Here is a 10,942-nt window from a genome sequence, read left to right on the forward strand (position 1 = left end):
GTGTAGCAGATGCTGTTAGCGCTAACAACCCTTTGCGGCATGTTCGGGGGGAAGTGTGCCCGGCTTTGGCGGCAGGCGCCAGTCTGCGGTGGGGGGGCGCATGCGAGAGGGGCATTCCAGCGGCGGCGCGAATGCGCTATGGCGGAGGGATGATGACCTTTCCCGATGCGCCTCGTGCCCCCGAATCCGATCTTGACCCTGCTGCTGTGGGCGGCGCTGCGGCGCGTGGCCTGCCGGTGGTGCGGCTGAAACCCAAGGCCGAGGCGCGGGCGATCCGCCATGGCTTTCCTTGGGTCTATGCCGATGAGCTGGTGACGGACCGGCGCACGCAAGGGCTGACACCCGGGGCGCTGGCGGTGCTGGAGGATGGCGAGCGGCGGCCCTTGGGGCTGGTGACGGTGAACCCGAAGTCGAAGATCATCTGCCGGATGCTGGACCGCGATCCGGCGGCGGTGATCGATGAGGCGTGGTTCGCAGGCCGGCTCGCGCGGGCGCAGGACATGCGGGCGCGGCTGTTCGACGCGCCGTTCTACCGGTTGGTGCATGCCGAGGCGGATGGGCTGCCCGGTGTGGTGATCGATCGATTCGGCGATGTGGCGGTGGTGCAGCCCAATGCGGCTTGGGCCGAGGCGCATCTGGAGGCGCTGGTGGCGGCGCTGATCGCGGTCACGGGCGTTGCGGCGGTGGTCAAGAATGGCTCGGGCCGGTCGCGCGGGCTGGAAGGGCTGGCCGAAGAGGTGGCGGTGGTCGCGGGCGCGGTGACGGGGCCGGTGACGGTGCCGATGAATGGCGCGCTTTACCGGGCCGATCTTCTGGGCGGGCAAAAGACGGGGCTCTTTTATGACCAGCGGCCGAACCACGCCTTTGCGGCGCGGCTGGCGCAGGGGGCCCGGGTGCTGGATGTGTTCTCGCATGTGGGCGGGTTCGGGCTGGCCTGTCTGGCGGGCGGGGCCGAAAGCGCCTTGGCCGTGGATGGCTCGGCGGCGGCTTTGGCGTTGGCGGGCGAGGGCGCGGCGGCGATGGGGGTAGAAGCGCGCTTTGCCACGCGGCAAGGCGATGCCTTTGCAGTGCTGGAAGCGCTGGGCAGCGAAGGCGCGCGGTTTGAGGTGGTGATCTGCGATCCCCCCGCCTTTGCGCCCGCGAAACCGGCGCTGGAGGCGGGGTTGCGCGCTTATGAGCGGGTGGCACGGCTGGCGGCGCCCTTGGTGGCGCCGGGCGGTTATCTGGTGCTGTGTTCCTGCTCGCATGCGGCAGATCTGGCGGCGTTCCGCAATGCGAGCGCGCGCGGCATCGGGCGCGGCGGGCGGCGGGGCCAGTTGATTCACACCGGATTTGCCGGGCCGGATCACCCGATGCTGCCGCAACTGGCGGAATCGGGCTATCTGAAGGCCTTGACCTTCCGGCTGGACTGAGGCGGTGGGCGCGTCGCATTGGTGCAGGCGCGCGGAGGGCTTGCGATGAGGCTGGTGCTGGACGCTTGCGTGCTTTACCCCACGGTGCTGCGCGAGATCCTGATGGGCTGCGCGGCGGCGGGGCTTTACACGCCTGTGGTGTCGGAGCGGATCTTACGGGAATGGGTGCGGGCGACGGCCAAGCTGGGGCCGGTTCAGCAGGCGTTGGCGGAAGGCGAGGCCGCGCAGCTGCGCGCGCAGTTTCCGCAGGCGATGGTGCGCGAACAGCCGGGGATCGAGGCACGGCTTTTGCTTCCCGACCCGAATGACGTGCATGTGCTGGCGGTGGCCATTGGCGGCCATGCCGATGGCATCGTCACCTTCAACGCTGCCGATTTTCCGCGCCATGTGCTGGCCGAAGAGGGGATCGTGCGGCGGGACCCGGACGGCTTCCTCTGGGAGCTGTGGTCTGCGGAGCCGGAGGCGGTGGCCGGGGTGATTGCAAGGGTGCAGGCAAAGGCGTCACAGCTGGCCGGGCAGAGCTTCACCCGCAAGGGGCTGTTGAAACGGGTCCGGCTGAACCGGCTAGCGCGGGCGATGGAGGCCAGCGCCGGATAAGGGGCGCAGGAGCACGGGGCGCGGGCCAGAAAAAGGGCCGGGTGCCCATGGCCCCGGCCCGTCTTCAGAAAATCACGTGTCAGAAAATCGCGCCGCTCAATTGGTCGGGTTGGCCGGGACGACGGGCGATTCCGGCGGCAGCGGGTCGACGGCAGGCACGTCAGCCGGGGTGAGCGGGTCCACCGTCTGGTTCGGCACACCGGGGGTGGGTTGCGTGCTTTGCTGGACGGGGGGCGTGGTGTCTGGCGCCGGGGCGGCGGGGGCGGTGCCTGCGGTGCCCTCGGACGATTCAGGGACGGTTTCGCCCGTGCGGCCATCGATCTGCCCAGCCGCGCTGGACGGCGGATCACTCTCGGCGGCCTCATACCCCAGCCACCAGACAAACCCGATACCGACCGCGATCACCACCGCGATCATGCCGACAAGCGGTCCCCGGTGGCGGCGTTGCTGCTTTTCGATATTGGTCTGGGGGGCGGACATGAAGCCTCCTGCATGCTGTTGACTGTGGTTCACAGGGCTAACGCATGAGGTGCGGAGCGGTTCCCACACAGCGCCAAGCGATGCGCCGGGGGAAGAGGGCGGACGCCTCCGGCGGGGGAGTATTTGGAAAAGATGCAAGTCCACAGGTCTTTGCACCTTTCTGAAATACTCCCGCCGGAGGCGTCCTGCGGGCGCGGCCGGGTGCTGCGGCGCAGGACCTAGCGCGGTTGCCAACGCAGTTCGGCGGCCTCGATCGCCTTGATCCGCTCTTCGGTGCGGGGGTGGCTGAGGAGCCAGGCGGGCACGCCGCTGCCTGCGTTGTTGGTGAGCGTTTGCAGCTTGCGGAACAGGGATTTCTGCGGGCCGGTGCCAATGCCGGATTTGACGAGCAAGGCCGAAGCATAGGCATCGGCCTCGAATTCGTCGCGGCGCGAGAGACGGGCCATCAGGGCGGTGGAGATCAGGTTGGCGATCCAGACGCCCAGAAACGGAATGAAGCGGTTGAGCAAGGCCGAGAGCATGATGAAGACCGCATTCTGCCCGGTGAAATCGATCATCCGGCGGCGGGTGTGGCCCAAGGCGACATGGCCCAGTTCATGCGCGATCACCGAGGCCAGTTCCTCGGCGCTGACCTCACCCCGGGCCTTGCGGTTCAGGAAGCCGCGGGTGAGGAAGATGCGGCCATCCGGGGCGGCGAGGCCGTTGACCGCGTCGATTTCATAGACATTGACCTTGATGGTGGGAATGTCGAGCGCTGCGGCCATCCGGTCGGCCAGCCGGGTGATCGCCGGATCGGTCAGCGGCTGCGACTGCTGATCCAGCATCTTGGCGGTGCGCCAGACGGAAAAGCGCCACATCAAGAGCGCATAGCAAATGGCCAGAAGGATGGGCAGGAATTTGATCATGGGTCGGAATATGGGGCGGCGGCGCGCGAAGGGAAAGGGCTGACGCAAGAAAGCGGCCGCGCGGCAAAGCGTCACTCGGCGCGTTTCGACAGGTGCCAGAGCCACCAGCCAAGGCCCCCCGCAATGGCGCCTGCGGCGAGGAAGCCCAGAATGGAGCCTGCGAATTCGGTGGCGGCTTCGAGATTGTCGCCGAAAGTATAGCCTGCGCCGACGTAAAGGCTGACCCAGACCAGTTCTCCGGCAGCGGCGGCGAGGCTGAAGGGGAGCCAGCCCATGCGGCTGGCCCCGGCGATCAGGTTGGCATAGGGCGCGAGCGGGCTGACGAGCCAGCGGGTGAGGAAGACCGCCCCGGTGCCGCGCCGGGCCACCTGCGCGCGGGCACGGGCCAGAAGCGGCGCGCGCGCCCCCGTTGCGATGCGGTCGACCAAAGGCGCGCCGCCTTTGCGCGCGGCCCAATAGGCGGTCTGGTCGCCCAAGGCTGCGCCGGTGAGGGCGGCCAGCGCCACCTGCCAGACCTCAAGATCGTCCGAGGCCGCGAAACCGCCGGCGGCCAGCATCAGCATGGAGGCAGGCACCGGCACCCCGATGCAGGACAGGAAGGTGACCAGCGCCACCAAGAGCGGCCCATAGGTGGGCACGGCAGAGAGCAGCCAGTCGGTCACGGGGCAGGCGTCCCCTCGGGCTGCGGCGCGGCGCGCAGGCGCGCGATGCTGGCCTCGATTTCTGCAATCAGCGCGGGCAGCGGGATGCCCCGGTCTTCGGCCAGCTGTTCCAGTGTCATCGGGCGGCCACGCACCGGGGCGGGCAGGCCTGCGGCGGCATAAAGATCGCGCGGCGCGATCTGCCAGCTGCGGGCGACATAGCGCAGGGTCATCCAGCCTTCGACATCCTGTTCCTGCCGCGCCGGATCGGACCAGTAGATCACCTGTGCGGTGAAGCGCCCGGCGAAGAACAGGGTGAGCAGGAGCGCCAGCGCAAAGAGGCTGGCCAGCAAGGGATGGCGGCGCCACAGGGTCATCTGAGGCCCCGCAGCCCGCGGGAGAGGCCTTCGAGGGTCATCGGCACCATCCGGTTCTGGAAGATTTCGGCGATCAGGCGGGTGGAGTGGGTGGCGCGCCAGTGCTCTTCCGGCACCGGGTTGATCCAGAGATGATGCGGCCACTGCGCACAAGCGCGTTCGAGCCAGAGCTGCCCGGGTTCGGGGTTCCAATGTTCATTGGCGCCGCCGGGGTGGAGGATTTCGTAAGGGGACATGGCGGCGTCGCCCACGAAGATACAGCGATAGTCGGGGCCGTAGCGGCGCAGCACCTCCCATGTCGGGGTTTGCTGATCCCAGCGGCGGGCATTGTCGCGCCAGACGCCTTCGTAGAGGCAGTTGTGGAAGTAGAAGGGCACGAGGTGGCGGAATTCGGACCGCGCGGCGGAGAAGAGATCTTCCATCACCCGGATATAGGGGTCCATGCTGCCGCCGATGTCAAAGAAGATCAGCACTTTCACGGCGTTGCGCCGTTCGGGCCGGGTTTGCACGTCGAGAAAGCCGCTGCGCGCGGTGGCCGCAATGGTGCCGCCAAGATCGAATTCCTGCGCGGCGCCGTCGCGCGCCCAGCGGCGCAAGGCGCGCAAGGCGATCTTGAGCGTGCGGGTGCCAAGCGCGCGCTGATCGTCGAGGTTGCGGAACATGCGCTTGTCCCAGACCTTGACCGCGCGCTGATGGCGGGACTGGTCTTGTCCGATGCGGATGCCTTCGGGGTTGTAGCCATAAGCGCCAAAGGGCGAGGTGCCCGCGGTGCCGATCCATTTGCTGCCGCCTTGGTGGCGGGCTTTTTGTTCGGCAAGGCGTTGCCGGAGCGTCTGAATCAATGCATCAAAGCCGCCAAGCGCCTGAATCTCGGCGCGTTCTTCCGGTGTCAGGTGCTTTTCGGCCAGCTTTTGCAGCCAGTCGGCGGGCAGGTCGATGGCGTCGAGCACGGCTTCGGGCGGGATCTCGTCCAGCCCTTTGAAGGCTTCGGCGAAGGCGCGGTCGAACCGGTCGATGTGACGCTCGTCCTTTACCAGCACGCTGCGGGCGAGGTAGTAGAAGCCTTCGGCATCATAGGTCACAAGACCGGCGGCCATGGCTTCGAGAAACGCCAGAAACTCGCGCAGGGAGACGGGCACGCCGGTTTTCCGAAGGGTTTCGAAGAACGGCAGGAACATGGGTCAGACCCGCAGAGGCGGCACGGCACCCATCAGGCGAGGGTGCGTTCGAGGAAGATGGTGACAAACAGGCCCAAGAGCATGAAGGCGATGGCATAGCCTGCCGCATATTGCGCCATGTCGAGCCGGTTGCCGCCGCGTTTTCGGGCGGTCATCGCTCCGATGGCGATGCCCAGAACCAAACCTGCCAGAACGATCATCCGCTTCCCCTTGCCGTTGTGCGCCGGGGCGCTGCGAGCCTAGTCCCGACCAGCACGCCGGGCCAGTGTCGCGATCTCTGACAGCCGGGCCTGCACCTGCGCCTCCGAACCGAAGGCATAACGCGCCAGCGCCAGACTGTCGAGACGCAGCGGGCGCGCCTCGGTGACGCGGCCTTCGGCTTCGAGCGCTTCGGCCCGCAGGGTAAGGAGCGTGGCGAGCAAAGAGGCGTTCTGGTGGCGGCGGGCGACGGGGATGGCGGCGGCAGTGAGGGCGAGCACCTGATCGCGCTGGCCGGAGGCGAGCGCGAGCCCGGCCAGATGCATCTGCGCATGGGCGGCGTGGATCTGGGCGCCGGGGATGGTCTGCCAGATGCGGATGGCTTGGGTATAGGCGGCGATGGCGGCGGGGGCGTTGTGGCCTGCCTGCGCCCGGCCCCGGGCGAAGAGGCTGAAGGCCATGCGGGTGTCGGTCCAGCCTTGGGCGCTGGCCAAGGCGACCATGCGCTCGGCCGCGTCGGCGCGGGCGCTGTTGCGGCGGCCAAAGGCGGTTTCGGTGGCGGTGATCCATGGCCGGGGGCTGAGCGCCTTGGGCGCGTCGCCATGGCCTTGGCCCCCGGGGTTGAGCCGGGCCAGCACGGCGGGGAGGCGGGCGGCGACCTCGGCCTCGGTCAGGCCCGAGCGCAGTTCGGGCGCGTAGTGCACGCGCAGCATCAGCATGTCAAAGCCGGTGAGCACGGAATGAAAATTGTCATCGTTGAAGACGGAATCGGGCAGGCGGAACAGATCGTTCAAAGGGCCGAGGGCTTGGGCGAGTTCTTCGTGCAGGCAATCGCGCACTTCCTGTGGGCTGGCATCGGAAGGGGCCATGATGGCCACCTGCGCGCGCCGGGGAAGCCGGGCCCAATCGACGGCCGTTGTGTTGCGCTTGCGGGCGTAATCGGCAAGGCCGCTGACATTCGGCACCACGAAACAGGCGGCAGAGGGCACCACGCGGCGCAGCGCGGCGGTGGGCTGGAAATCGATGGTGATGGCGGCGGGGCCTTGGGTTTGGGAAATGTCGATCCCGGCCTCCGCCCGCAGGCGGGCGAGGAGGCGCGGCAGTTCATGAGCCGCAACCGGGGGGACCTGACCGACCAGCGCCACGGTGATCGGCCCTTCGAAGCGGGTGAGCGCGGGAAGACTGCGGCCGCTTTCCATGCGGAAGGTGAGATCGAGGAAATCGGCGGCCATCTCGACATTGCCGCGCAGGGCGGGGATCGGCGGGCCGGAGGGCAGGACGGGCAGCGCGGCGGGCACGGCAAGGCGGGCGGGGTTGTCAAGACGGGCCATGCCGACATCGGCCTTGGGCGCGGCGTCGCAGGCGGTGAGCGCGAGGAGGAGGGGGAACAGCAGACGTAAGGGCGGGGACATCGGGCAATCGGCTTTGCGGCAAGAGGCGGCGCGGCACTGGCCCCCGGTTTCAGGCAAGCGGCGGCCCGCAGGCCGCCCGTCGACAGACAGCGGCCCGAAAGCCGCCGGGCCATCTTGGCGCGGATTGGCCGGAGGTTGGATCACGATTTTGTGAGCGGGTCTTGGCGTGGCGGCGCAGAGCCGCAGATTGGCGGTTCTTCTGGGGGAAGACGAATTTTCTGCGAAAATTCGGCGCGGGCGCGGCGCCGGGGCGTCGAATGTTCGCAGAACATTCGTGCTGGCTGGCAGGGTGTGGTGCGCGCGCGGCCGTCAGCGGTTGCCGCGGGCCATGAAGGCCAGACGTTCGAAAAGCTGCACATCCTGTTCGGTCTTGAGCAGCGCGCCATGCAGCCGGGGCAAGGCGGATTTCGCATCGCGGCGCAGATCTTCAGGTGCCAGATCCTCGGCCAAGATCAGCTTGAGCCAATCCAGCACCTCGGAGGTCGACGGTTTTTTCTTCAGCCCCGGCGTTTCGCGGATTTCATAGAACTGGGTCAGCGCGGTGGTCAGCAGCGACTCCTTGAGCCCGGGGAAGTGCAAGGCCACGATGGCGCGCAGCGTTTCGGGATCGGGGAATCGGATGTAGTGGAAAAAGCAGCGCCGCAAAAAGGCGTCGGGCAGCTCTTTTTCATTGTTCGAGGTGATGATCACCACGGGGCGGTGCTTGGCCCGCACCGTCTCGCCCGTCTCGTAAACGTGAAACTCCATCCGGTCGAGTTCTTGCAACAGATCGTTCGGAAATTCGAGATCGGCCTTGTCCACCTCATCGATCAGGAGGACCACGCGTTCGGGCGCGGTGAAGGCCTGCCAGAGCTTGCCGCGCCGGATGTAATTCGCCACGTCATGCACCCGCGCCTCGCCCAGCTGGCTGTCGCGCAGGCGGCTGACCGCATCGTATTCGTACAGGCCCTGCTGTGCCTTGGTTGTGGATTTCACATGCCACTCAATGAGTTCCATCCCCAAAGCGGCCGCCACCTGCCGGGCAAGCTCGGTCTTGCCGGTGCCGGGTTCGCCTTTCACCAAGAGCGGGCGTTGCAAGGTGACGGCGGCATTGACGGCGATGGTGAGGTCTTTGGTGGCCACATAGCTTTGGGTGGATTGAAAGGTCATCGTGCGGGTGGCCCTTATGGAACGCGGGGGTGAACGGTGTGGGACGTAGGCTATCGGCGACCACAAAATGTCGCAACAGCTAGTGACAATCGCTGCGAAAAGGTCTAGGTGCTGCGCCAACAGGAGCGCGCCATGACAGAAGCCCACCTGTCGGTGCGATCCGACACATTGGAGAGTGCTGAGATGAAGCCAGAAGCCTTCCTCCCGGATGATTATCGTCCTGCCGAGAGTGAGCCTTTCATGAATGACCGGCAGCTGGAGTATTTCCGCCGCAAGCTGGTGAACTGGAAGCATGAGCTGATGGATCAGAGCGCGGAAACCTTGGGCAACCTGACCGAAAGCGGCCGCAATGTGCCGGATCTGGCGGACCGGGCCTCGGAAGAAACCGATCGCGCGCTGGAGCTGCGCACGCGGGACCGTCAGCGCAAGCTGATTTCCAAGATCGATGCTGCGCTGCGCCGCATCGACAATGGCGAGTTCGGTTATTGCGAGATGACAGGCGAGCCGATCAGCCTCAAGCGGCTGGATGCGCGCCCGATTGCGACGATGACGCTGGAAGCGCAGGAAAAGCATGAGCGCCGCGAGAAAGTGCACCGCGACGAATAGCGATGGGCGCGGGGGTTTGCCCGGTCCATGCCTTCTGTGACAGACTGACGCCGGGCCGATGGGTCCGGCGTTTTGCATGTGGGGAAAGGCGGGGCAGATGAGCCTGATCGGGCAGAGTGTCACGGTGCTGGGCGCGGGTGTGGCGGGGCTGGCGGTGGCGCGCGCGCTGGCGATGCGCGGGGCGCAGGTCACCGTGCTGGAGCAGGCCGATGCGGTGCGCGAGGTGGGGGCGGGCTTGCAGATCAGCCCCAATGGCGCGGCCGTGCTGCGCGCGCTGGGCCTTGGGGCGGCGCTGGAGGCGGTGTCCACCCGGGCAACGGCGGTGGAATTGCGCGACGGGCTGTCGGGCGAGGTGGTGACGCGGCTGGATGTGGCGGGCGCGGGCTATCATTTCGCGCATCGGGCCGATCTGATTGCACTGCTGTTGGAAGGCGCGCGCGCGGCGGGGGTGGAGCTGCGGTTGTTGCACAAGGTCGAGACGGTGGATCTGTCGGGCGCGCGCCCTTCGTGGCGGCTGGCACAGGGCGAGACGGGCACCAGCGGCTTGCTGATCGGGGCGGATGGGCTGCATTCGCCGCTGCGCCGCGCGCTGACGGGCAAGGTGGCGCCCTTCTTCACGCATCAGGTGGCGTGGCGCGCGCTGATTCCCGAAACGGCGGGTGCGCCACAGGTGGCCGAGGTGCATATGGCGCCGGGGCGGCATCTGGTGAGCTATCCGCTGCGCGGCGGACGGCTGCGCAACCTTGTCGCGGTGGAAGAGCGGCGGGCTTGGGTGGAGGAAGGCTGGTCCTTGCGCGATGACAGCATGGAGATGCAGCTGGCGTTTCAGGACTTTTCGCCGCGGGTGCGGGGCTGGCTGGAGCAGGTGGAGGATGTCTGGCTGTGGGGCCTGTTCCGGCATCCGGTGGCCGAGCAGTGGTACCGGGTGATGCCCGAAGGGGCGGCGGTGATTCTGGGCGATGCGGCGCATCCGACGCTGCCCTTTCTGGCGCAGGGGGCCTGCATGGCGCTGGAGGATGCCTGGGTGCTGGCGGCGGCACTGGCCGGGCATGACCGGGTGGCCGCGGGACTGGCGGCCTATCAGGCAGCGCGCTGGGGGCGCTGCAGCCGGATCGTGGCGGCCGCCAACACCAATGCGCGGCTGTATCACCTGTCAGGCGTGGCGCGCCGCGTGGCGCATCTGGGCCTGCGGCTGGGATCGGTGGTGGCACCGCAAGCGGCGCTGCGCCGCTTTGACTGGCTGTATCGCCATGACGTGACCAGACCCTGACGATCCGGCCCACAGGGCGCGGCGCGGACAGGTGGAGGGCAGGCGGGTGCGGGGCTGGCGGGCACGGGGAGCGCTGGCGGGCCCTTGGCTGGCAGGCGCAGGGCTGGCGGGCGCGGGGCAGGAAGATGGAGTGCAGGCGGGCGCTTGGCTGGGTGGCGCGGCGCTGGGGGGTGGAGCGCAAGCGGGCGCGGGACTCGCGGGCCCAGGGCGGGCGGGCGTCCAGACCAGCGCCCGATCTTTGGCCGCGCAAAGATATTTCCTCTCAAGCCCCTTGCCCCCGCCCGCAGGCATCTTTAAACGGGTTAGCGGAGTGGTGGCCGAGTGGTCGAAGGCACACCCCTGCTAAGGGTGCAGACGGCAACGTCTCGAGGGTTCGAATCCCTTCCACTCCGCCAGACCCCTGATGATGCGTGTTTGATGTGAAGCCGACGGTCTGTCGGTTTTGACCGAATGACGGTGGGCTGCGTCTGGGCTTTTGGTCTGGCGGGCTTGGGCATTTGGGGGGCTTGCGGCGTCTTGCGGGGGGATGCGTCAGTTCTGCTTTATCCGCAGCGATAGCCCTGTCGACGTGTTCCAGCGGGCGGGGGTGTGGGGCTTTAGCACCGCGTTCGGGCCTTGGGTTCCGGGCGGGTCACGGGTTGCCGTTGCGGGCGTTTGGAGTGCTGAATTCCAAGGCATGGCGCCGGCTGTCGACGCCCCAGTGTAACGCTGAGATAC

The 10,942-nt window shown here is 67.6% G+C and carries 12 protein-coding genes and 1 tRNA gene; 5 read left to right on the top strand and 8 right to left on the bottom strand.

Annotated features, from left to right (window positions below; genetic code table 11):
- Positions 1–152 precede the first annotated feature (152 nt).
- Both CUR21_RS03630 and CUR21_RS03635 read left to right on the top strand, forming a co-directional pair.
- Positions 153–1,412 carry an RSP_2647 family RNA methyltransferase gene (locus CUR21_RS03630; protein WP_100195884.1) on the top strand — a complete coding sequence of 420 codons (1,260 nt, stop codon included), beginning with the start codon at positions 153–155 and terminating at the stop codon, positions 1,410–1,412.
- Between the two features lie 45 nt (positions 1,413–1,457).
- Positions 1,458–2,009, top strand: coding sequence for an RSP_2648 family PIN domain-containing protein (locus CUR21_RS03635; RefSeq protein ID WP_100195669.1), 552 nt, complete (start codon positions 1,458–1,460; stop codon positions 2,007–2,009).
- Between the two features lie 96 nt (positions 2,010–2,105).
- On the opposite strand, the gene CUR21_RS18745 is transcribed toward CUR21_RS03635, so the two are convergent.
- The 8 genes from CUR21_RS18745 to CUR21_RS03675 form a co-directional block, all read right to left on the bottom strand.
- Positions 2,106–2,489: a hypothetical protein gene (locus CUR21_RS18745; protein ID WP_198431610.1), complete on the bottom strand. Its 384-nt coding sequence runs from the start codon at positions 2,487–2,489 to the stop codon at positions 2,106–2,108.
- A gap of 218 nt (positions 2,490–2,707) precedes the next feature.
- A complete protein-coding gene (locus CUR21_RS03645; RefSeq protein ID WP_100195885.1) occupies positions 2,708–3,394 on the bottom strand; it encodes a M48 family metallopeptidase in 687 nt (228 codons plus the stop codon).
- A gap of 71 nt (positions 3,395–3,465) precedes the next feature.
- Positions 3,466–4,056: a DedA family protein gene (locus CUR21_RS03650; RefSeq protein WP_100195670.1), complete on the bottom strand. Its 591-nt coding sequence runs from the start codon at positions 4,054–4,056 to the stop codon at positions 3,466–3,468.
- Positions 4,053–4,412 (bottom strand): hypothetical protein, encoded by a 360-nt coding sequence (locus CUR21_RS03655; protein WP_100195671.1) that lies wholly within the window; start codon positions 4,410–4,412, stop codon positions 4,053–4,055. The genes CUR21_RS03650 and CUR21_RS03655 overlap by 4 nt, the downstream gene beginning before the upstream one ends.
- Entirely contained in the window at positions 4,409–5,590 is a 1,182-nt protein-coding gene (locus CUR21_RS03660; RefSeq protein ID WP_100195672.1) for a VWA domain-containing protein, read from the bottom strand. The genes CUR21_RS03655 and CUR21_RS03660 overlap by 4 nt, the downstream gene beginning before the upstream one ends.
- 32 nt (positions 5,591–5,622) lie before the next feature.
- Positions 5,623–5,790, bottom strand: coding sequence for a hypothetical protein (locus CUR21_RS18750; protein ID WP_100195673.1), 168 nt, complete (start codon positions 5,788–5,790; stop codon positions 5,623–5,625).
- 39 nt (positions 5,791–5,829) lie between these two features.
- On the bottom strand, positions 5,830–7,200 hold the full coding sequence (locus CUR21_RS03670) for a DUF2927 domain-containing protein (protein WP_100195886.1): 1,371 nt from the start codon (positions 7,198–7,200) through the stop codon (positions 5,830–5,832).
- Positions 7,201–7,509: 309 nt separating this feature from the next.
- A complete protein-coding gene (locus CUR21_RS03675; RefSeq protein WP_100195674.1) occupies positions 7,510–8,349 on the bottom strand; it encodes a MoxR family ATPase in 840 nt (279 codons plus the stop codon).
- 183 nt (positions 8,350–8,532) lie between these two features.
- Here CUR21_RS03675 and dksA point away from each other — a divergent pair, with 183 nt between their 5' ends.
- The 3 genes from dksA (at position 8,533) to CUR21_RS03690 (ending at position 10,620) form a co-directional block, all read left to right on the top strand.
- Positions 8,533–8,955, top strand: a complete 423-nt coding sequence (gene dksA / locus CUR21_RS03680) for an RNA polymerase-binding protein DksA (protein ID WP_100195887.1) — start codon at positions 8,533–8,535, stop codon at positions 8,953–8,955.
- 97 nt (positions 8,956–9,052) lie between these two features.
- Positions 9,053–10,225 carry an FAD-dependent monooxygenase gene (locus CUR21_RS03685; protein WP_100195675.1) on the top strand — a complete coding sequence of 391 codons (1,173 nt, stop codon included), beginning with the start codon at positions 9,053–9,055 and terminating at the stop codon, positions 10,223–10,225.
- Positions 10,226–10,532: 307 nt separating this feature from the next.
- A tRNA-Ser gene (locus tag CUR21_RS03690) sits at positions 10,533–10,620 on the top strand.
- The last annotated feature ends 322 nt before the right edge of the window (positions 10,621–10,942 follow it).

This window comes from Pseudorhodobacter sp. MZDSW-24AT (genome assembly GCF_002794355.1).
GTDB lineage: Bacteria > Pseudomonadota > Alphaproteobacteria > Rhodobacterales > Rhodobacteraceae > Pseudotabrizicola.